Genomic DNA, 23998 nt, shown 5'->3' on the forward strand with positions numbered 1-23998 from the left:
TCTCGGCGTCAAACAGCCGCCTGATAATCCAGTCTGAATCCATCCCGAAAAACACAGGTAATCACAAGAATGCTGAATCTGGAAAAAGCGCTGAGCGACAAATTCCCCGAACTGAGCCGCAAGCCCGGCAGTAAATGGCTGGTCAAACTCATCAAGGCATTGAGTCACGAAGAGGAGATCAACCAGTTCATCCTCAGCCACCAGCACCTGCGCGGCTTTGCCTTTCTGGATGCGGTGCTCAACCACTTCAACTTCAGCTACAAGGTCAGCTCCCGCGCCCTGCAGCGCATTCCCGCCGAAGGGCGCGTCATTATCGTCGCCAACCACCCCATCGGCTCGCTCGACGGCCTGTCGCTGCTGAAAATGGTACGCAGCGTGCGGCCCGACGTGCGCATCGTCGCCAGCGACCTGCTCAATCATATCGAACCCCTGCAATCGCTGTTTCTGGGCGTGGACAATATCAGCGGCAAAAACAGCCACAAAACCCAGTTCAAGGCGATGCTGGGCGCGCTGCAAAACGACGAAGCCGTGATTATTTTCCCTTCCGGCGAAGTCTCGCGCATCCGCCCCAACGGCGTGCGCGACGGCAAATGGAAAGGCGGCTTCCTCAAACTGGCCGAAAAGACCAAAGCGCCGATCGTGCCGATTTATGTCGATGCCCGCAATTCCGCGCTGTTTTACAGTCTGTCCGCGCTTTACAAGCCGTTAGGAACCTTGATGCTGGTGCAGGAGATGTTCAATAAAGATCATCAGGAAATCCAGTTCCATATCGGCAAGGCGATTGCCTGGAAAACCGTCGCCAAACTGGATTTGCCGGCCAGTACCCTCGCCAACCGTTTCCGCAAACACCTCTACCAACTCGACAAGGAGGCCAAAGCCGCCAAAAAAGGCAAGCCGGCGCTGTTTGAAACGCTGGAGACCGTGGCCCATCCGGTTGACCGCAAGGCCTTGAAAAAAGCCCTCAAGGCCAGCCAGCTGCTCGGGCAGACGCAGGACGGCAAAAAAATCTATCTGTACGACTTTGCGCCGGACTCGCCGGTGATGCACGAAATCGGCCGGTTACGCGAACTGACCTTCCGTTCGGTCGAAGAAGGCACGGGGCACTCGCTGGATCTGGATGCCTATGACAGTTACTACCGTCACTTGGTGTTGTGGGACGAAGAGGATCTGGAAATTGTCGGCGCCTACCGTATCGGCGAATGCAGCGCCATTATGGATACGCACGGCAAACAAGGGCTTTATTCCAGCACGCTGTTTGACCTTAAAGCGGAAATCGAACCCTATCTGCCGCACGCCATCGAGCTGGGGCGCAGCTTTGTGCAGCCGCGCTACTGGGGGATGCGCAGCCTGGACTATCTATGGTACGGCATCGGTGCCTATGTGGCGCAGCATCCTGACATCAAATACCTGTTCGGCCCGGTTTCCTTGAGCGACGCCTACCCGCAAAACGCCAAGGAATTGATTATCGGTTTTTATGAACAGCAGTTCGGTTCGCATCAGGACCTGGCCTGTGCAAAACGCCCGGTCAGCGTCAGCGAAGCCAATCGGCAGATTGCACAGACCCTCTTCAATGAGGACTACAAAACCAGCTTCAAGAAACTCAATGCCCTGCTCGATTTGGAAGGCGTTAAGGTTCCCACCCTGTTCAAACAATACGCCGAACTGTGCGAGGACAAAGGCTGCCGTTTTATCGATTTCAGCATCGACCCCGATTTCGGCGGCTGCATCGACAGTCTGATTCTGGTGGAACTGGATAAAATCCAGGCCAAAAAGAGACAGCGTTACCTGACCCCTATCGGGGTTTAGGGCGCCTCGAATAACCCCCAATGAGATTCTGCGGACGACCCGCCGTTTGAGCGCCTCTATTTTCGGGCATTAAACTGGTTTAGCCAGCGCTTTGCCAGTAAACTAACAGGCTACCCATCTGCATAAAATCAAGGCGCGTCACCGTCATGCTGGACTATACCGAATACACCAAGTTTCTGATCGGCCTCATCGCCATTGTGAATCCGATTGGCGTGATTCCGGTGTTTCTTGCGCTCACCGCCGACCTCTACCCGCAGGAGCGCCGCCGCATTATCAATATGAGCGTAGTGGCGGTGGCCAGCATTCTGCTGATCTCGTTACTGTTCGGCGAGATATTGCTGGAGTTTTTCGGCATCTCCATCAACTCCTTCCGTGTCGGCGGCGGCATTCTGATCCTGCTGATGGCAATAGGCATGATGCACGCCAAAAGCGAACCCAAAGCCGCCAAAGAGAGCTATCAGGCCGATGACCGCGACTCCATCGCGGTGGTGCCCTTGGCGATTCCGCTGCTGGCCGGCCCCGGCGCCATCAGTACGGTGATTATCGAAGCGCATCGCGGCAGCAGCGTCATGCACTACTCCATTCTGGCGGGCGACATCCTCGTCATCGCCGCATTGCTGTGGGCGGTATTCCAGCTCACACCGTGGATTTCACGCCATCTCAGCGTCATGGGCATGACCATTGTGACCCGTATTATGGGGCTGCTGCTGGCGGCGATTGCCATTGAGTTCATCGCCAACGGCCTCAAGGGGCTGTTCCCGAGTCTGGCGGCCTAACCCCATGCTGTTTGATTTGGATGTGGAACAGATTATCAGCCAGTACGGCTACTGGGCGATTTTGATCGGCACCTTCTTTGAGGGCGAGATTATTCTGCTGATCGGCGGTTTTCTCGCCCATCAGGACTATCTGGAACTGCACTGGGTGATTCTCACCGCCTTTGTCGGCAGCCTCGCCGGCGACCAGCTGTTTTTCTATTTGGGACGCCGCAAGGGACGTCAGTTCATCGATAACAATCCCAAATGGCAAGCGCATGCAGACAAGGTGTTTGCAGAACTCCAGCGTCATCGGAACTGGCTGGTCATCAGCTCGCGTTTTCTTTACGGCTTGCGCACCGTTACGCCGTTTGTTATCGGCGCCAGCGGCTACCCTCCGGGGCGCTTTTTGGCGCTCAACATGATCGGCGCGGCAATCTGGGCCATCAGTTTCGGCTGGCTCGGTTATCTGATCGGGCAAACCCTGGCGGCGTTGATTAACGAAGTCAAACAGATTGAACTCTACGTATTGGCGGGATTGATCGGTCTGGCCGTCGGCTTGCTGGTGGTGCGTTTAATCCGCAAACGGCGCCGATAAACAGCGGCAAACGCCGCTTGAGGCATTTGCCCGACAGCTTGATTGTCCTCAAGTTTTGTCCTGTTTTTTGTCAAAAATCATTTTATAGACGCCGACACCCATGTAGATTATATTGGCATTTATCGAACGATTTGAAATACAATACAAAAGTTATACAACCGTACAACTTTAGGCCACATTAATCCACGAAAGTTATTATGTCATCAAACAACCATCTACGCTTTATCACCAACGTCAATAGCGAAGCTCGCATCACCTATATCAACGAAGACTATCGGCTCTGGCTGGGTTATCGCCTGGATGAAATCCAAAACCAGCCCACCGCCATGCTGCGTGCCGATGATGTTCCGCAAATGATTCAGGATGTCATCCGCATCGAGTGCCGCAATAACCGCACACTCAACTTCGTGATCCACGAAAAAAAGAAAAACGGCGAGAGCTTCTGGGTCGACATGACGATTCAGCCGGTCTTTAAGGAGGGTGAATACCAGGGTTATACCTCGGTTAAACGTGTGATTGAAGACCCTAAGCGGATTGAGAAGGCGCGGGCGCTCTACGCCAAAATCAATCAGGGGAAAATGGTCTATTACAACGGTGAATGGGTCAACAAGACCCAGCACCGCCTCTATTCGCTGATTGGTCTGCACAAAGCCAGTTTGGGACAGAAAATCTTCGGCGCCCTGATCCTGATTTCAGCGGTGATTTTGGGCGCGGCGTATCTGCACGAACAAAACGAAAAGCACACTATTCAACTGAATGCCGCCCTTAACCATACCAAGTTCCTCGGCAGCAATCTGGACAAACTCATCGCCAAAAAAGCGGAAATCGGTCTGACCAACGCGCTGGGCTTAACCTTCCCTGCAACCATCCGTCACTTCGCAGCAGCGGAAGATCAGGCGGCTTTAAGCGAAAACCTCAGCGGCATCGGTGACCACTACCGTACCCTGTCCGATCTGCAAAACATCAAACTGCATTTCATTAACGAAAAGGGCGAATCCTACTTCAAATCGTGGGTGCCGCTCGAGAAACAGGTGATCGACGATCTGTCGAGCCGCGCCTATATCAAGAAATTGATGCAGGAACAAAAACCGATGATCGTCAACGCCATCAGCTCGGTGGGGTTCAATATCAAATCGGTTGTGCCGATTTTCGAAAACGGACGCTTTGAAGGGGTTGCTGAATTCATTCAGGGCGTGGGGTCGGTCAAACGCGATTTTGCCTCGCACAAGCAGCTCTATCTCATGGCCATCTCGGTCGATTATGCGCTGGCCGGGGATAAATACCGCGCCCAAAACGCCAATAACATCCCTGTGTCCAATGACAAAAAATGGGTGGTCGGCAACGACAAGCATTTCTCCATGGAAAACTCCGGTACGCAAATCGAAGCCTTGCGCAAACTGGATTTGAATACGCTCTTCAAACAGGGCTATTTGATTACCCCGGACTATTTCCATTACGCGCAAGCGGTGTACGACGCGGCTGAAAAACTGATGGGATACCACATTATCAGCGAACCGGTCGGACAGTTTAACGACATCGTCGCCAAACAGCTCAAGGTCGCCGAAAACGCCTTTATGGGGATTCTGATCAGCATTTTGTCGATGCTGGCACTGTTTGCGATTCTGCTGTGGATGCAGGTTATCAGACCCATCCGCCGTACGCAGCACACCATGGAAGCGGCCGTGGAGCAAAGTGATCTGTTTGCCCGGATTCATACCTACGGCAACGACGAAATCCACCAGATGGCCCAGGCCTATAACCGTCAGGCCATGATGTCGCAAGTGGTGATTTCGGAAGTGAATACCGCCATGACCGAAATCGTCGCCGGACGCCTCGATCACCATATCGACTTCCCGTTTGAAAGCGATTTCGGACTGCTGCAGAACCGCATCAATACCGCCACCGAGAGTCTGAAGAGCACATTCCAGACCATCGGCGACGTCATGAGCGACTTGCGTAACGGCCGTTTCGATCAACAGCGCGAAAACACCCTGAAAGGCGAGTTCGCGCGCGTCATTGACGACTGCAACAGCGCCACCCGCACACTGAATAGCGTGTTCAACGAAATCAACGGGATTATGGCGTTTGCCGCGCGCGGCAAACTGGACGAACGCATCGCCAACTTCTCCGAAGGCGACATCCGTCGTCTGCAGACCAATATCAACGAGTCACTGGAAGTGCTGCAATCCGGCTTCAACGATGTTGTCAGCGCTGCGCGCCGCATGGCGGAAGGCGACTTTACCCAGCCGATTGCACGCCCTTACGAGTACACCCTGGATGAAGCGAAACAAGCCATCAACGAAAGCATCAGCCGCCTGTCGGCGACACTCATGCAAGTAACCGATGTGGCCTATCAGATGCGCGACGGCGTGCACACCGTGGTCGAAGGCACGCAGAACCTGAACCAGCGTACACAGGAACAGGCCGCCGCGCTGGAACAGACCTCTGCGGCGATGGAGCAAACCACCGCGCAGATCCGCAGCAATCTGGAAAACACCCAGAATGCCCAGCGTATTGCCCAGGTACAGAGCAATATGCTGGAAGACGCCAATCACGTGATGCGCGAAACCAAGGTCTCGATGAGTGACATTCAGCAGGCGTCGGACAAAATCAAGGAGATCACCGGTCTGATCGACTCGATCGCCTTCCAGACCAACCTGCTGGCGCTGAATGCGGCGGTGGAGGCGGCGCGTGCCGGTGAACACGGTCGCGGTTTTGCGGTGGTCGCGGGCGAGGTTCGCAATCTGGCGGCCAAGTCGGCGGACGCCGCCAAAGAGATCAACAGCCTGATCGAACAGACCTCCAGCGCCATTCAGGTTGGGGTGAACCAGGTCGATAAGGTGGGCGACGCGCTGGTACATGTCACCGAAGAGACCCGCAAGGTACTGGAAATCGTCGGTGATGTGTCACGCGCCTCACAAGAGCAAGCCCAAGGGGTGGACGAGGTCAACAAGGCCATCACCCAGATCGACAGCACCACTCAGCAGAATGCGGCGCTGGTAGAGGAAACCACCGCCACCACGGAAACTTTGTTGGAATCTGCGGAAGCGCTGGAGCATTCGATGCGCCAATTCCGCCTTAACGCCTTGCCAAATCTCAAAAAATAGGCAAAAATCCGTTTTGCATACTGAAAAATAACAGTCTGCAAAACGGCCATTCAGATAACCCGGCCTGTTGAAATTATTCTTTTTTAACCCTCTTTAGAACCCAGCACCGGCTGGATCGGAAATCTCTGGATGCCTCAATCACGCCCAGAATCCTACCATCACAGCATCGTATGGATGATGTTTGCGGTTACCCTGTTGTTAGTGGCCACCTTGCTTTTCATTATCGACAAGCAGACCGTTCAGGCACTCAATCAGACCACCCAAGCGATACAGATCCAGCATCAGAAGCTGCACCATCTGATGAACCTGCATATGGCGGGCCAGAAACGCAGCGTCGATCTGCAGCAGGTGTTGCTGCATAACGATATTTTCGAACAGGACAAGGCGCTGATGACCTTCTATCGCGACGGCATGGAATACGGGCGCCACCGCGATCAGCTGGTCAGACTGCTGACCCAGAGCCCGTTTGAACAGAACTGGCTGACCGAACTGGATCGCGGCGCACACCAAATCGCCCCCTTGCAGGACGAAATCGCGCAAATGGCGATGGCAGGACAAATCGAAGAGGCCCGCAATCTCTTTTTAACCCGGGCGACAGACGGACTGGATACTTTCATTGACCAGGTCAACCAATTCTCCAACTATCAAATCAACGAGATTCAAAGCGTCATTAGCAAAGCACGCCATCAAATCGACCATCTGATGCAAACCGTCATGCTGCTGGCGGCGGCACTGGTGGCACTCAGTATCGTTTTTTCGCTGTTCCTGACCCGCCGTTTCAATAAAATCAACGAAAACCTACAAAAGGCCAACGACAATCTGGAAGCCGAAGTACACAAGCGCACCCAGGAACTGATTGAAGCGCAACGCGATCTGCTCAAGCAGAACAGCTTGCTGCAGCATCTGTCGTCAACCGACCCGCTGACGCAGTTGAACAATCGTTTGGAAATCGAAAACATTCTGGAGAAACAGCACGAAAACCATCTGCAAAAACGCCTGCCGTATTGCGTGCTGCTGATCGATCTGGATCACTTCAAACAGATCAATGACACCCAAGGGCACATGACCGGAGACCGCACCCTGCAGTTTTTTGCCGATTTGCTGCGCCGGCATTTCAGCCCCGCACACCACCTCGGCCGCTGGGGCGGCGAGGAGTTCATTGTCATTCTGGAAGACTGTGATATCGTCCACGCGCAGGAGCGTGCGGAAACCTTTAGAGAGTGGGTGGCGCAACAACCCTTTGAAACGATTGGCCACCTCACGCTGAGCGGCGGCTTAGCCTGCCCTGCAGCGAACGAATCGGTTGCCGACCTTCTACATCGCGCCGACATGGCGCTTTATGCCTCCAAACATGCGGGACGCAACCGCATAACCGTTAGCCGTCCCGAATCTACAGGCGGGCAATCGGAATTGAGCTTCGAAGACGTGCAAAAAACCATTTAAGGCCAATACTCACGTCCGCTTGCAGCCTCCACCGGAAACCCGCCGAAGACCATCAACCTTGCTGAAATCCGGGGTTCCAGGGGTGGTCGCAGCGCATCAGGCCGTTTTCGATCGGTGGCACGGAAATAGCGCCCCCAGCTTCCTTCCAGGCGGTGAAACCGCCGGCAAGATTCACCACGTGGGTGTAACCCATTTTCTGCAAGGTGTCTGCCGCCAGAGCGCCGCGCCCGCCCGCCAGGCAAAAGACCACCCAACCCTGATCCAGGTCGGACATCTCACCCTTATGGCACGCATACTGGGTATCGCACACCGGCTCCAGCATACCGCGCGGAATATGCACCGCCATCGGAATGGTGCCGTCCAAATACTCCGCGGCTTCACGCACATCCAACGCTTTGTAGCCACACTTCAGCAGCTCTTGCGCCTCTTTACAGCTGACCTCTTTGATATTCGCCTTGGCGGCCTGAACCAACTCTTTCAAACGTAACGGCATAATGCGCTCCTTTGTGGGAAACAATAGCAACGAATTGAATTTACACCAGTTTTGCAAACCAAAACATGATGTAAAACAATTCCGCTCCACAAAACCACCCGGCCTGTTGAGTTTTTCCGGCCGATTTCAAGCGCTTTTCTGCAACTGCGCCAGCTGCAGGCGTTCGCGCTCGTCAAACAGCCGTTTTGAAGCCAGATACACCGCAATCAAAGTCCCCAGACCGGTGGAGGTGGCAATCAGAAACATCACCATAATCTGGTATTTGACCGCCTCGGCGGGATCGGCGCCGGCCAGAATCTGCCCGGTCATCATCCCCGGCAGCGAGATAATGCCGGCCGCCGCGAGCATATTGATGACCGGAATCATTGCCGTGTGCAGACTCTGCTCGCGGATAAACGCCATCGACTCCTTGGCGGTTTTGCCCAGCGCCAGTTGCGCCTCCAACTGGGCGCGCAACTGCACCGCATTACGCGTCAGCGTATCCAGCCCCAAGCCGATCGCCGTCATACTGTTACCCAGCAACATGCCCAGCAACGGAATTGCATACTGCGCCTGATACCAGGGTGTCGGCTCGATCACAATGGTGAGCACGCCCACCAGCAACAGCAGCGAGGTCAGGGAGATGGAAAACAGGCCGATCCACACACTGCCGCCTTTCACAAAACGGTAGTGCTGGCGCTTGGCAATCTCGTAAGCAGCCGCCGCCAGCATCACCGCGCCGACCAGCGCCACCCAAATCCAGTTTTCGGCATAGAACACCCAGCTCAACCACACACCCATCAGCAGCAGTTGCGCGGTCATGCGGACATTCGCCCACGCAAACTGTTTAACATGAGTGAAGCCGTTCAACCACAGCAGCACACCCAACAGCACCACCAGTACCGATAGCGTCGCCAGATCCCAATAACTCAGATGAATCATGCTAAGTTCTCCTCATACAACGCATCCAGCGACCAGCAATGCGCCGCATCGACCAGGCGCTGATGCTGTGCCAAGTCATGGCTCACCCACAGCACGGCGGCCTGGCGGGTTTGGCAATAATCCAACACATAGCGCTCCACCTGCAACGTGGTGTGATGATCCAGATTGGCGCTGATTTCGTCGAGCAACAGTACACTCGGCGCATATTGCAGCCCGCGCAGCAGCGCAAGACGCTGCTTTTCGCCGCTGGAGAGCGTGGCCACACTGCGCTGCAAATCAGCCCCTTTCAGACCGATGGCTGCCAGCGCGGCCTCCTCCGGCACTGTCTCAAAATGCTCGTCCACGGTGTCGCGCCACCAGGCCGTTTCCGCAGCAAAATACATCACCTGGCGCCGCCAGAGCGGCGCCGGCACGGCGGTTTGCAAATCGCCGTTCAGACGCACTTCGCCGTCATGCGGCAACAGATCGGCCAGCGCCTTCATCAACAGCGATTTGCCGCTGCCGGAGCGCCCCGACAGCATGACCAACTCGCCGCGCTGCAACGCAAAACTCACGCTTCCCCGCATGCCCGGCGTATGTACTTGCGAAACCTGTAACATCAACACCGCTCCAATTTGGCATAAGCCATCACCAGCCATTTGGCACCGGCCTGTTCAAAGAATACGTTGACGCGGGCATGATCGCCCGCGCCTTCCATATTCAGCACAATGCCTTCGCCGAATTTCTCGTGGCGCACGCGATGGCCGATCTGATAATCCGCCGGGCGCTGTGCCGCCAAAGCCGCCTGTACGCTGGTATTCAACACCGGCGCCTCACTGGTGGGACGTACCTGCCCGCTCATACGCACCAGCTCCACACACTCGGCCGGAATCTCCCTGATAAAACGCGACGGCAACGGATAAAATTCATTGCCATGCAAACGGCGGCGGTTGGCGTAGGTGATAATCAGCTGCTGCTCGGCACGGGTAATGCCCACATAGGCCAGACGGCGCTCTTCCTCAAGTCGGCCGCCTTCGTCAACCGCCTGTTGCGACGGAAACAACCCCTCTTCCACGCCGACCATAAATACCAGCGGAAACTCCAGCCCCTTGGCCGCGTGCAGCGTCATCAACTGCACGCACGACTCCCACGCATCAGCCTGCTGCTCGCCGGCCTCCAACGCGGCCTGCGCCAGAAACTCGCCCAATAAATCGGTCTGCTCCGGCAAGCCGAACACCTGCTGCTCGGCCTGTTCCTCCGTGTCCAAACCCGGCACGGTTTCCTGCGGCTTGGGCTTGAACTGGCTGACGGCGTTGATCAATTCATCCAGGTTTTCCAAACGGCTTTCGCCCTGTTCGGAGCGGTCTTTTTCAAAATGCGCCTGCAGACCGGAGCGGGCGATGACCTGCATCACCTGATCCTGCAAATCGCGCCCTTCTCGCATCTGCGCCAATTCGTCGATCAGCTCCAGAAACCCTTGTACCGAGGTTTTGGCACGCGCGCTAAAGCCTTTTTCCACCAACAAACGGGCGGCCGCCCACATCGAAATCTGCTGGTCACGCGCCACCTCGCGAATAGCGTCGGCACTCTTCTGACCGATGCCGCGCGGCGGGTGGTTAAAGGCGCGTTCAAAGGCGGCATCGTCGTCACGGTTGGTCAACAGACGCAAATAAGCGAGCACGTCCTTGATTTCGGCGCGGTCATAAAAGCGCAGGCCGCCATAGACGCGGTATGGAATCTGCGCCTGCAACAGCGCCTGTTCCATCAGTCGCGACTGGGCGTTGGAGCGATACAGCACCGCCACCTCTTTACGCGCCCCGCCCTGCTCGCACCAGGCCTCGATCTGGTTGCAGACATAGCTGGCTTCGTCCAGATCGTTAAAGGCCTCGTAAATCTTGATCGGCGAACCCTCCTCGCCGGCACTCCACAGCTCCTTGCCCATACGTTCCGCGTTGTGTGCAATCAACGCGTTGGCGGCCTTCAGAATCGTACCGGTCGAGCGGTAGTTCTGCTCCAGACGCACCAGTTTGACATCGGCAAAATCCTCGTCAAAACGGCGGATATTCTCAATTTTGGCCCCGCGCCAGCCGTAAATCGACTGGTCGTCGTCGCCCACCACAAACAGCTTGCCGGAACCGCCGGCCAAAACCCGCAGCCAAGCATATTGCAGCGTATTGGTGTCCTGAAACTCGTCCACCAGAATGTGACGGAAACGCGCCTGATAATGCGCCAGCACCAGCGGATTTTTCAACCACAACTCATGCGCGCGCAACAGCAGTTCGGCAAAATCCACCAGGCCGGAGCGCTGACACTGCTCCTCATAAGCCGCATAAATCTGCACCATCTTGATGACAAACGGGTTGTGACCTGGATCGATATGATGCGGACGGCGCCCCTCTTCCTTCTCGCTATTAATAAAGGACTGCACCTGGCGCACCGGCCACTGGTTTTCGTCCAACTCCAGGCTTTTGAGCAGGCGCTTGAGCACGCGCTTCTGATCGTCCGCATCCAGAATCTGGAAATTCTGCGGCAATTTGGCTTCCTGATAATGCTGGCGCAACAGACGGTAGGCAATGCCGTGAAACGTGCCCATTGTCAGCCCCTGCGCCTTGTGGCCGATAAGGTTCTCGATACGTCCGCGCATTTCATTCGAGGCTTTATTGGTAAAGGTCACCGCCAAAATGTTATAAGCCGACTGCCCCAACACCTCGGTCAACCAGGCGATGCGATGCACCAAGACGCGGGTTTTACCGCTACCGGCCCCCGCCAGAATCAGGGCGTGACGCTCGTCCAGCGTCACCGCCTCGCGTTGCGCATCATTCAAATCATTTAATATATAAGAGATATCCATACATGCTTTACTTTAAACGCCCTGTACCCAAAGCGGTCGTGATACGTTTCTAAAAGAATTTAATTACCTTTTCCCATTTTAACGAATTTTTCATTTTTTCGCCGAATTCAGGCTTGAACTGCCAACTCTTTTAATGTAATAATTACTGAAATCCAGAATTTCAAAAAACCATAATTGGATGTTTCATCTCTCTTTTTAAAGCTCGCATTTAAAAAACAAGCATCCATCACCGATTCAAACTTTTCCATACGAATCCATTGAGACCTCCCAAACCTAAACTGCCAACGTCAGGCGGACCGGGATGGAACAGCCGCGTATAGAAAAAATATAAAAACTTAGGAGAAAAAACATGATCTCAACCAGCGATGCAAATTTCGAAGCCGAAGTTCTACAATCTGATATTCCTGTACTGGTAGACTTCTGGGCGGAATGGTGCGGTCCTTGCAAAATGATCGCCCCGATTCTGGACGAAGTTTCTGCAGAGTACCAAGGTAAGGTCAAGATTGCTAAACTGAACATCGACGAAAACCCGTCTACGCCACCAAAATACGGCGTACGCGGCATCCCGACATTGATGCTGTTCAAAAACGGCGAAGTCGATGCGACTCAAGTGGGTGCGTTGTCAAAATCACAACTTTGCGCTTTCTTGGACGGCAATCTGTAAGATCCTCTGCGCGCGCCCGACCGGGTGCCGCGCAGCCGACACATCTCCTCTCCGCGAACATCAACCCGATTCAAATCCCCCAAACCCTCTTTTGCAACACTAGCCACAACGCGAATACACTATGAATTTAAGTGACCTCAAAAAACAATCCGTTTCCTCTTTAATTGAACTGGCCAACAACATGGGTCTGGACAATGTCGCCCGCGCCAAAAAGCAGGACATTATCTTTGCCATCTTGAAAGCGCACGCCAAAAACGGCGAAGACATCTACGGCGAAGGCGTACTCGAAGTCCTGCCTGACGGCTTCGGCTTCCTGCGTACCGCCGACGGCTCCTACATGGCCGGCCCTGACGACCTATACGTTTCGCCAAGCCAGATCCGCCGTTTCGGCCTGCACAAAGGCGACACCATCCAGGGCAAAATCCGCCCTCCCAAGGACAACGAGCGTTATTTCGCGTTGCTGAAAGTCGAGAAAATCAACTTTGAAGAGCCGGAAGTGGCGCGCAAGAAAATCGCCTTTGAAAACCTGACGCCGTTGCACGCGCAACAGCGTTTGAAGATGGAGATCGGCAACGGCAGTACCGAAGACATTACCCCGCGTATTATCGACATTGCCGCGCCTTTCGGTAAGGGGCAGCGCGGACTGATCGTAGCGCCGCCAAAATCCGGTAAAACCGTGATTCTGCAACAGATGGCGCAATCGATTGCCGAGAACTATCCTGACGCTTACCTGATCGTACTGCTGATCGACGAACGTCCTGAAGAGGTGACCGAGATGGCGCGTACCGTCAAGGGCGAAGTCATCTCCTCCACCTTTGACGAACCGGCCACACGCCACGTGCAGGTGGCCGAAATGGTGATCGAGAAAGCCAAGCGCCTGGTGGAACACAAAACCGATGTTATTATCCTATTGGATTCGATTACCCGTCTGGCGCGTGCCTACAACACCGTGACCCCGGCATCGGGCAAAATCCTGTCGGGGGGTGTCGACGCCAACGCCCTGCACCGTCCGAAGCGTTTCTTCGGTGCGGCGCGTAATATCGAAGAGGGCGGTTCCTTGACGATTATCGCCACTGCATTGGTGGATACCGGTTCGAAAATGGACGAGGTTATCTTTGAAGAGTTCAAAGGTACCGGTAACATGGAACTGCACCTGTCGCGCAGCCTCGCGGAAAAACGCATTTTCCCGGCCATCAATCTGGAGAAATCCGGTACACGTAAGGAAGAGTTGCTGACCAAACAGGACGAACTGCAGAACATCTGGATTCTGCGTCGTTTCCTGCAATCCATGAACGAAGCCGAAGCGATGGAAACCCTGATCGATCAGATGAAAGTCAGCAAAACCAACGCCGAACTGTTCGCCGCCATGAAACGCTAAACGGCGCACCCGGCCTGCTGAAAAACGGCGCAATCAATTCAAGCGCCGTTTTTTTATGCAGCCTTGTGGCATTTTGGTAATAAATTCAATCAGAAAAGCCGATTTTCACCAAAAAGAAATTTGCAATTCTATTTTTTATCACTATAATTCACCTTTCTTTGAAATTTAACAATGGACCGTCATCATGCAAGCAGACATTCATCCAGCATATAACGAAGTCGTTTTCCAGGACATCTCTACTGGTGAAACATTCGTGACTCGTTCTACGATTGAAAAAACTTCTGGTGAGACGATCACTCTAGACGGTAAAGATTACCCGCTAGTTCGTGTTGAAGTTTCTAGCGCCTCTCACCCTTTCTACACTGGTAAGCAAACACTGGTGGATACTGAAGGTCGTGTTGAGAAGTTCAAACAGAAATACGGTCGTCGATAAGCAAAATTTTTTGCTTCTCCAGCAAAGCGCTGTTTTCCCGGCAACCGCCTGGAACCAGCGCTTTTTTTATGCCTGCAAATTGCCATTCGGCCAAACTTTGTATTTAGGCCCTGGAATTGCTAGGATGGTGTAAACCTCATGCAATCCTTTGCTTAACCGATAAAAACAGTACAATTTTGCCATGACCATCCATACTTTTTGCCGCCTGGCCGCTTTCAGCCTCCTGTTTGCCGCGTCCAACCTGTGGGCCGACGACTGCGCGCCGACCAAGGAACTCACCTGGGTCAAGGCGACCTATGCCACCAGCGGCGACAGCCTGGTGATTCAGGGCCAGCGCGCGCGTCTCATCGGCATCAAGGCGCCGCAAATCCCGCGTACCTACAAATTCAACACACCAGGCCAACCGCTGGCTAAAGAGGCGCAAACCTTCCTCAACAAACTGCTGGCCAACAACCAGCTGGAGGTCGGGGTCGAATATGACCAGGAAAGCGTCGATAACCGCGGCCGCCAGATGGTGCATCTGTTTCTGCGCGACGGCACCAATATCAATGCCGAAATCCTCAAAAGCGGTTTCGCTTTAGCGCAGCCGGAAGCCGTTAACAGCCTGCATCAACAGTGCTATTTTGCCGCCGAAAAGGTGGCGCGCGACAACCGCTACCAGCTTTGGGACCTCGCCCAGAAAAACCCCGAACTGCATTTCCCGATTGCCAACAGTTCCGAGCTGCGCAAGGATGATGACGGCTGGCGCATTATTCGCGGCAAGGTCGAAAAAGTCGAAGCCTCCTCCACCTATTACATCGTGAATCTGGACACCACCGGCATCCGCATTCCCAAAGAGCGCTGGAGTGCGTTCGACTTCAACGCGCTTCAAAAGCTAACAGGCCGGGTCATCGAAACGCGCGGCCTGGCGTACTTCTACAAAGGCAATATGTTTATGGTCATCGACACCCCCAACGCGATCGACCTGCTCAATCCCTTGCACACCCCTGCAACCCCCTAAGCGCATCCAATCGTAGCGGCGCGGCTTTTTTAGTTTCCGCAGGCGCGCATTTCCGTTAGAATAGTGCGATTATTTTTGCAATTATTTTGGTTATATCAAAGGCTTGGCGTCCCATGACGCGCCGGCACTCATAATAGATAAAGGGATTCTCAATGGCAGCACTGCAAAACGACCGTTTTTTACGCGCTCTTCTGAAAGAGGAAGTGGACCGCACCCCGGTATGGATGATGCGTCAAGCAGGGCGTTATCTGCCAGAATACCGCGCTACCCGTGCCAAAGCGGGCAATTTTATGGACCTGTGCCGCAATGCCGAATTGGCTTGCGAAGTGACTTTGCAGCCGTTGGAGCGTTTCCCGCTGGATGCAGCTATCCTGTTTTCCGACATTCTGACCATTCCCGATGCGATGGGCTTGGGCTTGCGTTTTGAAACCGGCGAAGGCCCGGTGTTCGACAAGCCGGTGCGCACCCTGGCCGACGCCAAAAAATTGTATGTACCGGATATGGGTTCCGACCTAGGTTACGTCATGAATGCCGTCAGCACCATCCGTAAAGCGTTGAACGGCCGCGTGCCGCTCATCGGCTTCTCCGGCAGCCCCTGGACCTTGGCGACCTATATGGTTGAGGGCGGCTCCAGCAAAACCTACTCGAAAATCAAGGCGATGATGTACGACGAGCCGATGACATTGCACCATATTCTGGATGTACTGGCCGATTCTGTCATCGCTTATCTGAATGCGCAGATCGAAGCCGGCGCGCAGGCCGTGCAGGTATTTGATACCTGGGGCGGCGTGTTGACGCCACGCGACTATCAAGAGTTCTCTTTGCGTTATATGCAAAAAATCGTGGACGGCTTGAAGCGCGAAAACGAGGGCCGTAAAGTGCCGGTCATTCTGTTCACCAAAGGCGGCGGCCAGTGGTTGGAAGCCATGGCGGATACTGGCTGTGATGCACTGGGATTGGACTGGACCACCGACATCGACAACGCCCGTGCGCGCGTCGGCGACAAAGTTGCGCTGCAGGGCAATATGGATCCGAGCATCCTTTACGCCAAGCCGGAGCGTATCCGCGACGAAGTGGCGCACATTTTGGCGCAGTACGGCAAAGGCACTGGCCACGTCTTCAACCTGGGGCACGGCATTCATCCGGAAGTCAATCCGGAGCACGCTGCGGCCTTTATCAACGCCGTGGTGGAATTGAGCCCGCAATATCACGTGTAATCGCGCCTTGCAGCCCTAAAAAAGCCCCGAACTCCGGGGCTTTTTTAGCTTGAAACCAGATGTTAGAACAGCTTGGCCTCTTCAGCAAAGCGCATCGCCTGCAAATAGAGGGTCGACAACTCCTTGCCGCTCACCCCGTTTGGAAGCGCGAAATCGGTCGCCCCTTTCTCAAGGCCGCAGACCGCGTCGAGAACCACACCGAGCTTACCGCGCCGCTCAAGCAACGCCAGCTTAACCTCCTGACACAAATTCATCTTGTCGAGCAGCGATTTCATCTCGACATCCATCACCGCATCCAGACTCGAAAACAAACCGACGGTAAAATAGGTATCCACCGACGTTTCACGCAATCTCGCCCCCACCAGCTCGCAGAACTTGGCGCGGATCAACGCCGTTTTAAACAGTTCAAGCGGCTTGTCATCCACTCCCGAAATCACCAGCATACTGGTCCAGCTCTTCAGGCGCTGCAAACCGAACTGCAGCACGGCATCGTGAATCGAGCTGATTTCGCGCTGCATGCGCAGGTTGGAAGAGACAAAACGCAGCAATTTCTGACTCATGGTCAGATCCCGGCTAATCAGTTCGGAGAGTCTGCGCAGGTCGATATCGGGGTCATAGACCCGTGACAGCAGTTCCAGAATCGCCAGCTTGTTGGCCGGCAGACGTTTGCCTTGCACAATGTTAGGTTTGGCGAAAAAGTAGCCTTGAAAATAATCGAATCCGAGTTTCTTGCAGTATTCAAACTGCTCTTTGGTTTCCACCTTCTCGGCCAACAATTTGATGCCCTTGGCGCGCAGTTTGGCAGTATGCTCAATCAACGGCTTGGGGCCGACCTCAAGAATGTCGACCTTGATGATATCGGCGTAATCCTCCAGCACCTCGAGCGCCGGATTAAACACGTAATCATCCAGTGCAATCACAAAGCCTTTCTGCTTCAAATGCTGCAGCGAGGCAATCAGATGCGGCGTGACTTCAACGCTCTCCAGCACCTCGATGACGATATGCCTGCGCGGAAAAAACGCTTCATACTCAGGATTCAACAAGCCTTCGGTAAAGTTGATAAACGCACGACGGTCGCCCACCACCTCCGGCAAGCCGATATCGCCAAACGCACTGAGCATGACCTGCGCCGAGGCGCTGTCACCGCCGACAACCAGCGCCCGGTTATCCTCGCTGTTGCCGCGGAACAGCAGCTCATAGGCGAACAGGTTCATCTCCCTGTCCAGTATGGGCTGGCGACCGACAAAAACATCAACCAACTTATTCATGTCCCGGCTTTTTATCTGACGCAACTGAAAGACTTAACGCACTTAAATGGCCTTAAACTCTTCCGGCATATCAATATCTTCGTCGTTGAAGAGGAACTTCTGCATCTCTTCCTGCAAAAAGGTACGCGCCTTGGGATCCAGACTCGACAGACGATACTCGTTAATCAGGATGGTCTGCTGCGCCAGCCACTGTTTCCAGGCTTCCTTGGAGACGCTTTCAAACACCTTTTTGCCCAGCTCCCCCGGAAACGGCGGAAAATCCAAGCCTTCCAACTCTTCGCCCATCTTTACGCACTTAACCATTCTGGCCATCTTCTTTCTCCAATTGTTCCACGAGTTTTTTGACCGGCGCCGGCAGCCCCAGTTGTGCTGCCTTGTCCAAATCATGCCACTGCCCTTGCCATTCTGCCGGCGCTTCCTGCACCCTATCCAGCCGGTGCGGCTCGATTTGCAGATGATAATGGCTGAAGGTGTGACGAAATTCCTCCCATTTTACCAAACTCGCCGGACTATCCTCGGTTGTTTGCATTGAAGGATTTAAGGCAGCGATTAAATCTTCTCGGGATTCGAACTGCGGCAAACTCCACAGGCCGCCCCAGATGCCCGGCGAAGGCCGACGCGTCAGCCAGAGCTGACGCTGCTGATTCAGCATCATCAAAAAACTGGCTCGACGTACCGGCAAGGTTTTCTTGGGCTTGGAAAACGGGAACTCGGCCACGCGCCCCTGTGCCAGCGCCGCACAACCGTGCGCCACCGGACAAGCATCGCACCTGGGCTTACTGCGCGTACACAGCGTCGCCCCCAAATCCATAATCGCCTGCGTATAATCGTCAAAGCGCGCCAACGGTGTCAGCATTTGCGCCTGCGACCATAACTGCGCCTCCACCGTTTTCTCGCCCGGCCAGCCTTCCACCGCAAAATAGCGGCTTAAAACGCGTTTCACATTACCGTCCAGAATCGGATAACGCTGCTGCAGCGCAATCGACAGAATCGCCCCCGCGGTCGAACGGCCGATTCCCGGCAGGGCGACAATCGCCTCAAAATCGCTCGGAAATTCGCCTTGATGCTGTTGCAGAATCGTCTGTGCCGCTTTGTGCAAATTGCGTCCACGGGCGTAATACCCCAGTCCGGCCCAATGCGCCAGCACACTTTCCTGGTCCGCCTCGGCCAACGCCTGCAGCGTCGGAAACGACGTCATAAACCGCTCATAATAGGGAATCACCGTCTGCACCTGCGTCTGCTGCAGCATGATTTCCGACACCCACACGCGATAGGGCGTTTTATCCTGCTGCCACGGCAGATCATGGCGACCATGCACATCGAACCAACTTAACAGCGCCTTAGAAAAATTTTGCATAAACTCCGTTCACGATATTGCTCGCCCGCAAGGCAGGGCCTGAAAAAAAGCGTCCATTCACAACTTAGGCTATACTATTGCGATTTCCGGGGTACGCCCGTTGTCCCCTTTGTCCTTGATCTGAATAGTAAAATCTTGAATAGTAAAAATTGGCCATATTCCCATGAGCGAAACGACAAAAACCGAAAATAACCCTCAGACAGAATCCGCGCAGAACAGCCTGCACCGCCGCATTAAAAGTTTTGTGCTGCGCCAGGGTCGCCTGTCGGCCTCGCAACAGCAGGCAATCGACAGTCAATGGCCCACATTCGGCCTGGAGGTGAGCAACGAACCGCTCGATTTCAACGCCGTTTTCGGACGCGACGCGCCCACTATCGTCGAGATCGGCTTCGGCATGGGCACGAGCCTGGCGGCGATGGCCGAGGCGCATCCCGAACAGAACTATATCGGCATCGAAGTCCACCGTCCGGGGGTCGGCGCCCTGCTCAAACTCATCGAAGAGAAAGGCCTGACCAATATCCGCATCTTCAACCACGACGCCATTGATGTGCTCGCCAAACGCATCCCCAAAAACAGCCTGAGCGCGGTCTATCTGTTCTTCCCCGACCCGTGGCACAAAACGCGCCACCATAAACGCCGCATCGTGCAGCCGGCCTTTGTCAAAACCCTGGCCGAACACCTCAAAACCGGCGGCCACTTCCATATGGCCACCGACTGGGAAAACTACGCCGAGCACATGATGGAAGTGATGAGCGCCGCGCCCGATTTCAAAAACACTCAGGCACCCGGACACTACACGCCGCGCCCCGACTACCGCCCGCTGACCAAATTCGAGCAGCGCGGCCACCGTCTAGGGCACGGCGTTTGGGATCTGATCTTTGAGAAAATCAGCTGAAAAAACTCAACAGGCCGGGTCTAAAAAGATTTCACCACAGAGACACAGAGGCACAGAGGCACAGAGCTTTTTGGGTAAGAAAAGCTGGTTGGCAACATCCCCTTTCTCAATCTCTCCGTGTCTCTGTGGTTCAAATCACCCTTAAGCCGGCCTGTTGAGTTTTTCAGGCTGGATTCAACGCAACCACTTCTGCAAATCCACCGACCATTGCGCCTGCTCCACCGGGCCGGCATAACGCAACGGCACACGCACGTTTGACAGGGCTTCCAGTCCTTTGGGCAGGTTTTTCAGTTTGGCCTGCAACTCGCTGTCCACGCGGCCTTTGTTCAGATCCAAACGCAATTTGCCATTGGCTTCAAACAGCGGCGCCAACACGCGCAGCTGCTGACTGTCCAATACGCCTTGCGCCACTTTGCCACGCAATATCATCGAATTAAACGCCGTCTTGTCGCCCGCTTTGGGCATGCCGCCGGCCAGCAGTTTCGCCAAATCCACCCCTTGGATATGCCCTTTACTGGCCTGCAAACTCACATTGCCCGTCAGATTGGCCAGAATCGCCGCCTGATTACTGCCTTGCGAAGCCAGCTCAAACGAAGCGTTGAGCGCACCCTCCAATGATGACTGGCCTTGCGCGGCTTGCAGCAACGTCTCCAGCGCCACCTGCTTCAACTCCCCCTGCCAGCGGTAAGCCGGTGTCGCGCCGTTGACGTCGAGTTCAAAACGCGACTCCACCTCGCCGCCGGCCAACCTGGCCTGCAACGGCAGCAGCGCCACAATCCCCTTGTCCGCCTGCAAACGACTGCTTACCTCCTCAAAACGCCAGCCGGCCACCTGCAAATGCCCCATTGTCAGCGTCCCTTTCACCTGCGAATCGCGCAAGGTGGCAATCGGCACCGCCAATGGCAGATAGGTTTCCGACGGCGCTGCCGTCCGGTCGTCGCGCTGTTGCACATAGGCCAGATAATCGTCCAGATTCAGCCGATCAATCTGCAGATCATAGCCGTAACGCACCGGCTGAGTGGCCTTGCGCGACCATTTGCCCTGCAGTCTGGATTGGTCCCACACCATATCAATCCGGTTCAATGCCAGGGTATTGCCATTCAACTCCCAGTCGATCTGCCCCTTGATCTCGGTCAGCGCCTGGGCATTGACAAACCGCGGGAAGTCCACGCCCAGATGGCGCGCCCAGTTCGGCAGATTGACGCCCTGCATCTCCAACACGCCATACAGATTGGGATGCGCGCCGTAATGTCCGGAAAACGAAGCCTGCAGACGCGACCCCAAGGTCTCCAGCTGCATCGCTTCCACCTGCACCTGATCTTCACGCAGGTTCAGGCTAAAACGCGCCCCCTCGGTGACCAGACGCATCTCCGGCACCTGCTTTTCCTCCGGCAGACGCAGGGTGAACATGCCCTGCCAGTCGCTGACCTGCCAACGCATAAAGCCGCTGTCGACATGCAGATCGGCCGACAAATCAAACGAATAATCGCGCTGCTCCAGCGGGTTGCGGTAGTGGAAATCGGTGCGCACCTTAAACGGCTGCCCCAGATTGACATTAAACGCCATCAGGTTCCATTCGGTGATTTCCGCCTGCTGATTGACCACCGCATCCTGCAATTCAAAACGGCCGTTTCTGACCACCACGCTGTCAAAATGCCAAAGTGTTACCGCATCTTGTGATGGCATATTTTGTGACGGCATGTCCTGCAGCGCCGTGCTGTCCGCCTGCTGCAGCGGCGCCTCGGCCGGCGGCGCACTGAGCGTTTCGGCCTCCGGCATCGCCGGTTTTTGCGCATCCCCCAGTTCTAGCGCTTCCGCTGAACCCGCTTGCGCCTGCAGCGCAACAGGTACGATTTGCTCTAAAAACGCCCGCAAATCGTCTTGCGAGGCCGCTGCATAACGTCTCGCCGCCTCTGCGCCGACATCAGAAGGGGCGTTGAGTTGCGCCAGTCGCTGCCAGTTGTCGCCGGTTTGCGTCCGCAGCAGCACCAAACTCGGCTCCACCAACTCCAACCCTTTTACCACCATGCGCTTGTGCCACAGCAGCTCCCACACCGACAGCTCAACACGCACGCGCTTGATCGACAGCAAATCCGGCTGGCCGAACTGTTCGGCAAACGCCGCGCGGTTTTTCAGCGCCACCTCACCGATGCTGAACGCAAACGGCCATACCGACACCTCAATCGCCCCCTGAATACGCAGCTCATGGCCGGTACGCTGGGTTACCTCCTGCTCGATCTGCGGCTTGTACTGATTGAAGTCGATGACGCTGATCGCCCCGGCAAACGCCAGCAGCAACAGAAGGGGGATAATCGCCCCGACGGTCACCAGGCGTTTGAGCCACGCCTTCCAGCCGACGCGACGGCGGCGCTCGGCCGGGCAGCTGTCGCACGGCTGCCCGGTTTCAGCGGTGCGCGGTTCAACAGGGGCTTCGGAATGGGGATTTGACTGCATGAGTGTGATTCCATCAAAAAAATAAGCGGCCTACAAAAACAGCGCGACCACATCGTTTAAATATTGCTGACCGCGTGCGGTGAGCTGCAAGCGCCCCTTCTCCACGGTCGCCCAGGCGTTTTGCATGAGCGTTTGCAGCGCGGCATCCAAGGTATTTAAAGGCAAGCCGGTGCGCAACGCAAACAAATCCAGTTCAAAACCGTTTTGCAGACGCAAGGCGTTCAACATAAACTCAAACACCGCGTCCTCATCCGAAACCTGCGTCATACGACCCGGCTGCGGATTCTTCATGGTCTCGATATAGCCGCCCGGCGAGGCCGGCATCTGCGTGCGCCAGATTTTGCCTTCCGGCGGCACGGTGATTTTGCCGTGCGCCCCCGCTCCCAGGCCGATGTAATCGCCAAACTGCCAGTAATTCAGATTGTGACGGCACTCGCGACCGGGCCGGGCGTAGGCGGAGACCTCATAATGGCCATAACCGGCGGCGCGCAGACGGCTCTGGCAGGCCAGCTGCATCTCCCACGCGAGGTCTTCGTCCGGCAGCACCGGCGGCTGCTTGTAAAACGGCGTGTTCGGCTCCAAAGTGAGTTGATAGTGCGACAGATGCGGCGGCGCAAAGGCGATTGCGGTTTCGATATCGGCAATCGCCTCCGCCAAGGTCTGCTCCGGCAAGGCGAACATCAGATCGAGGTTGAAATTGTCAAAGCCGGCTTTGTGTGCCGCCTCAATCGCGCGGCGCGCCTCGTCGCTGCTGTGAATGCGCCCCAGCGCCTTGAGTTTGGCGTCGTCAAAACTCTGAATGCCCATTGACAGACGGTTGATGCCGGCCTCCCTGAACATCGCGAACTTTTCAAAGTCCACCGTGCCCGGATTGGCCTCGAGCGTCACTTCGATCTCCGGGCCAAAACCCAATAGCGCGCGCGCCTGCGACATAAAGCGCTTCAATCCCGCCTCGGAAACCAGACTCGGCGTGCCGCCGCCAAAGAAAATCGAGCGGATCGGCCGCCCCCAGACCATCGGCAGGGTCTGCTCCAGCTGGAGCAACAGGGCGTCGATATAGGCCGCCTCATCCACCGATTGCTTCAGCGTATGTGAGTTGAAATCGCAATAGGGGCATTTCTGCACGCACCACGGATAATGGACATACAGGCTCAACGGAATAGGTTGGGTGAAATTCACAAAAATCGTCTCGAAAAAACTCAACAGGCCGGGTATCGGCATCGAAATGCCGCCTATTTTACCCCAATTTCAATTCCGCCAAACCGTCCATTCCGCACAAGTCATCACTCAATTTTATTGCGCATCATAAAATTAAATATTTGTTTCTATTGATATTAGCCGACGCTCAAGTTCATACTGAAAGTGCTTAACCTGCGCCCCGG

At 55.2% G+C, this 23998-nt stretch carries 21 protein-coding genes; 11 read left to right on the forward strand and 10 right to left on the reverse strand.

Translation table 11 applies throughout. The features are described from left to right. Positions 1-69: 69 nt before the first annotated feature. The 5 genes from olsF (at position 70) to HZ297_RS08720 (ending at position 7706) form a co-directional block, all read left to right on the forward strand. Positions 70-1806, forward strand: a complete 1737-nt coding sequence (olsF, locus tag HZ297_RS08700; RefSeq protein ID WP_178862849.1) for a bifunctional ornithine lipid synthase OlsF — start codon at positions 70-72, stop codon at positions 1804-1806. A gap of 146 nt (positions 1807-1952) precedes the next feature. Further along, entirely contained in the window at positions 1953-2582 is a 630-nt protein-coding gene (locus HZ297_RS08705; protein WP_178862851.1) for a YchE family NAAT transporter, read from the forward strand. A 4-nt stretch (positions 2583-2586) separates the two neighbouring features. Continuing rightward, positions 2587-3156, forward strand: a complete 570-nt coding sequence (locus HZ297_RS08710; RefSeq protein WP_246261810.1) for a DedA family protein — start codon at positions 2587-2589, stop codon at positions 3154-3156. A 197-nt stretch (positions 3157-3353) separates the two neighbouring features. Then, positions 3354-6263 carry a methyl-accepting chemotaxis protein gene (locus HZ297_RS08715; RefSeq protein WP_178862853.1) on the forward strand — a complete coding sequence of 970 codons (2910 nt, stop codon included), beginning with the start codon at positions 3354-3356 and terminating at the stop codon, positions 6261-6263. Between the two features lie 129 nt (positions 6264-6392). Continuing rightward, positions 6393-7706 (forward strand): sensor domain-containing diguanylate cyclase, encoded by a 1314-nt coding sequence (locus HZ297_RS08720; protein WP_178862855.1) that lies wholly within the window; start codon positions 6393-6395, stop codon positions 7704-7706. A gap of 52 nt (positions 7707-7758) precedes the next feature. On the opposite strand, the gene HZ297_RS08725 is transcribed toward HZ297_RS08720, so the two are convergent. The 5 genes from HZ297_RS08725 to HZ297_RS08745 all read right to left on the reverse strand — a co-directional run bounded on the left by HZ297_RS08725 (position 7759) and on the right by HZ297_RS08745 (position 12198). Next, positions 7759-8199: a rhodanese-like domain-containing protein gene (locus HZ297_RS08725; RefSeq protein ID WP_178862857.1), complete on the reverse strand. Its 441-nt coding sequence runs from the start codon at positions 8197-8199 to the stop codon at positions 7759-7761. A gap of 126 nt (positions 8200-8325) precedes the next feature. After that, positions 8326-9120 (reverse strand): ABC transporter permease, encoded by a 795-nt coding sequence (locus HZ297_RS08730; protein ID WP_178862858.1) that lies wholly within the window; start codon positions 9118-9120, stop codon positions 8326-8328. Continuing rightward, positions 9117-9719 (reverse strand): ABC transporter ATP-binding protein, encoded by a 603-nt coding sequence (locus HZ297_RS08735; RefSeq protein WP_178862859.1) that lies wholly within the window; start codon positions 9717-9719, stop codon positions 9117-9119. The genes HZ297_RS08730 and HZ297_RS08735 overlap by 4 nt, the downstream gene beginning before the upstream one ends. Continuing rightward, a complete protein-coding gene (gene uvrD, locus HZ297_RS08740; protein ID WP_178862861.1) occupies positions 9719-11950 on the reverse strand; it encodes a DNA helicase II in 2232 nt (743 codons plus the stop codon). Before uvrD ends, HZ297_RS08735 begins: the two co-directional genes overlap by 1 nt. 107 nt (positions 11951-12057) lie before the next feature. Beyond that, positions 12058-12198 (reverse strand): hypothetical protein, encoded by a 141-nt coding sequence (locus tag HZ297_RS08745; protein ID WP_178862863.1) that lies wholly within the window; start codon positions 12196-12198, stop codon positions 12058-12060. Between the two features lie 101 nt (positions 12199-12299). On the opposite strand from HZ297_RS08745, the gene trxA reads away from it, so the two are divergent. The 5 genes from trxA to hemE all read left to right on the forward strand — a co-directional run bounded on the left by trxA (position 12300) and on the right by hemE (position 16642). Further along, complete coding sequence (gene trxA, locus HZ297_RS08750) at positions 12300-12614, forward strand: thioredoxin TrxA (RefSeq protein ID WP_178862865.1); 315 nt, start codon at positions 12300-12302, stop codon at positions 12612-12614. 121 nt (positions 12615-12735) lie between these two features. Beyond that, positions 12736-13992 (forward strand): transcription termination factor Rho, encoded by a 1257-nt coding sequence (gene rho, locus HZ297_RS08755; RefSeq protein WP_178862867.1) that lies wholly within the window; start codon positions 12736-12738, stop codon positions 13990-13992. Positions 13993-14176: 184 nt separating this feature from the next. Then, positions 14177-14425: a type B 50S ribosomal protein L31 gene (locus HZ297_RS08760; protein WP_178862876.1), complete on the forward strand. Its 249-nt coding sequence runs from the start codon at positions 14177-14179 to the stop codon at positions 14423-14425. Between the two features lie 181 nt (positions 14426-14606). Next, complete coding sequence (locus HZ297_RS08765; RefSeq protein ID WP_178862877.1) at positions 14607-15425, forward strand: thermonuclease family protein; 819 nt, start codon at positions 14607-14609, stop codon at positions 15423-15425. 152 nt (positions 15426-15577) lie between these two features. Beyond that, positions 15578-16642 carry a uroporphyrinogen decarboxylase gene (gene hemE, locus HZ297_RS08770; protein WP_178862878.1) on the forward strand — a complete coding sequence of 355 codons (1065 nt, stop codon included), beginning with the start codon at positions 15578-15580 and terminating at the stop codon, positions 16640-16642. A gap of 62 nt (positions 16643-16704) precedes the next feature. Here hemE and HZ297_RS08775 read toward each other — a convergent pair whose 3' ends face one another. Genes HZ297_RS08775 through mutY form a run of 3 tightly spaced genes read right to left on the reverse strand, consistent with a single transcriptional unit; the run spans position 16705 to position 19267 of the window. Next, positions 16705-17910: an EAL and HDOD domain-containing protein gene (locus tag HZ297_RS08775; RefSeq protein ID WP_178862879.1), complete on the reverse strand. Its 1206-nt coding sequence runs from the start codon at positions 17908-17910 to the stop codon at positions 16705-16707. Between the two features lie 42 nt (positions 17911-17952). Next, a complete protein-coding gene (locus HZ297_RS08780; RefSeq protein WP_178862880.1) occupies positions 17953-18222 on the reverse strand; it encodes an oxidative damage protection protein in 270 nt (89 codons plus the stop codon). After that, positions 18206-19267: an A/G-specific adenine glycosylase gene (mutY, locus tag HZ297_RS08785; protein WP_178862881.1), complete on the reverse strand. Its 1062-nt coding sequence runs from the start codon at positions 19265-19267 to the stop codon at positions 18206-18208. The genes HZ297_RS08780 and mutY overlap by 17 nt, the downstream gene beginning before the upstream one ends. 163 nt (positions 19268-19430) lie before the next feature. Between mutY and trmB the strand changes: the two genes are divergently transcribed. Next, positions 19431-20162: a tRNA (guanosine(46)-N7)-methyltransferase TrmB gene (gene trmB / locus HZ297_RS08790; RefSeq protein WP_178862882.1), complete on the forward strand. Its 732-nt coding sequence runs from the start codon at positions 19431-19433 to the stop codon at positions 20160-20162. Between the two features lie 174 nt (positions 20163-20336). Here trmB and HZ297_RS08795 read toward each other — a convergent pair whose 3' ends face one another. After that, positions 20337-22616, reverse strand: coding sequence for an AsmA family protein (locus tag HZ297_RS08795; RefSeq protein ID WP_178862883.1), 2280 nt, complete (start codon positions 22614-22616; stop codon positions 20337-20339). Positions 22617-22646: 30 nt separating this feature from the next. After that, positions 22647-23837, reverse strand: a complete 1191-nt coding sequence (gene hemW / locus HZ297_RS08800) for a radical SAM family heme chaperone HemW (RefSeq protein ID WP_178862885.1) — start codon at positions 23835-23837, stop codon at positions 22647-22649. Positions 23838-23998 lie beyond the last annotated feature (161 nt).

Origin of the sequence: Thiomicrorhabdus cannonii (assembly GCF_013391695.1) — a bacterium.
In the GTDB taxonomy this organism is placed as follows: domain Bacteria; phylum Pseudomonadota; class Gammaproteobacteria; order Thiomicrospirales; family Thiomicrospiraceae; genus Thiomicrorhabdus; species Thiomicrorhabdus cannonii.

Bases quoted from the DNA above. Each gene is read 5' to 3' on its own strand.
- olsF (WP_178862849.1), top strand. From the start codon at position 70: ATGCTGAATCTGGAAAAAGCGCTGAGCGACAAATTCCCCGAACTGAGC.
- HZ297_RS08705 (WP_178862851.1), top strand. From the start codon at position 1,953: ATGCTGGACTATACCGAATACACCAAGTTTCTGATCGGCCTCATCGCC.
- HZ297_RS08710 (WP_246261810.1), top strand. From the start codon at position 2,587: ATGCTGTTTGATTTGGATGTGGAACAGATTATCAGCCAGTACGGCTAC.
- HZ297_RS08715 (WP_178862853.1), top strand. From the start codon at position 3,354: ATGTCATCAAACAACCATCTACGCTTTATCACCAACGTCAATAGCGAA.
- HZ297_RS08720 (WP_178862855.1), top strand. From the start codon at position 6,393: ATGCCTCAATCACGCCCAGAATCCTACCATCACAGCATCGTATGGATG.
- HZ297_RS08725 (WP_178862857.1), bottom strand. From the start codon at position 8,199: ATGCCGTTACGTTTGAAAGAGTTGGTTCAGGCCGCCAAGGCGAATATC.
- HZ297_RS08730 (WP_178862858.1), bottom strand. From the start codon at position 9,120: ATGATTCATCTGAGTTATTGGGATCTGGCGACGCTATCGGTACTGGTG.
- HZ297_RS08735 (WP_178862859.1), bottom strand. From the start codon at position 9,719: ATGTTACAGGTTTCGCAAGTACATACGCCGGGCATGCGGGGAAGCGTG.
- uvrD (WP_178862861.1), bottom strand. From the start codon at position 11,950: ATGGATATCTCTTATATATTAAATGATTTGAATGATGCGCAACGCGAG.
- HZ297_RS08745 (WP_178862863.1), bottom strand. From the start codon at position 12,198: ATGGAAAAGTTTGAATCGGTGATGGATGCTTGTTTTTTAAATGCGAGC.
- trxA (WP_178862865.1), top strand. From the start codon at position 12,300: ATGATCTCAACCAGCGATGCAAATTTCGAAGCCGAAGTTCTACAATCT.
- rho (WP_178862867.1), top strand. From the start codon at position 12,736: ATGAATTTAAGTGACCTCAAAAAACAATCCGTTTCCTCTTTAATTGAA.
- HZ297_RS08760 (WP_178862876.1), top strand. From the start codon at position 14,177: ATGCAAGCAGACATTCATCCAGCATATAACGAAGTCGTTTTCCAGGAC.
- HZ297_RS08765 (WP_178862877.1), top strand. From the start codon at position 14,607: ATGACCATCCATACTTTTTGCCGCCTGGCCGCTTTCAGCCTCCTGTTT.
- hemE (WP_178862878.1), top strand. From the start codon at position 15,578: ATGGCAGCACTGCAAAACGACCGTTTTTTACGCGCTCTTCTGAAAGAG.
- HZ297_RS08775 (WP_178862879.1), bottom strand. From the start codon at position 17,910: ATGAATAAGTTGGTTGATGTTTTTGTCGGTCGCCAGCCCATACTGGAC.
- HZ297_RS08780 (WP_178862880.1), bottom strand. From the start codon at position 18,222: ATGGCCAGAATGGTTAAGTGCGTAAAGATGGGCGAAGAGTTGGAAGGC.
- mutY (WP_178862881.1), bottom strand. From the start codon at position 19,267: ATGCAAAATTTTTCTAAGGCGCTGTTAAGTTGGTTCGATGTGCATGGT.
- trmB (WP_178862882.1), top strand. From the start codon at position 19,431: ATGAGCGAAACGACAAAAACCGAAAATAACCCTCAGACAGAATCCGCG.
- HZ297_RS08795 (WP_178862883.1), bottom strand. From the start codon at position 22,616: ATGCAGTCAAATCCCCATTCCGAAGCCCCTGTTGAACCGCGCACCGCT.
- hemW (WP_178862885.1), bottom strand. From the start codon at position 23,837: ATGCCGATACCCGGCCTGTTGAGTTTTTTCGAGACGATTTTTGTGAAT.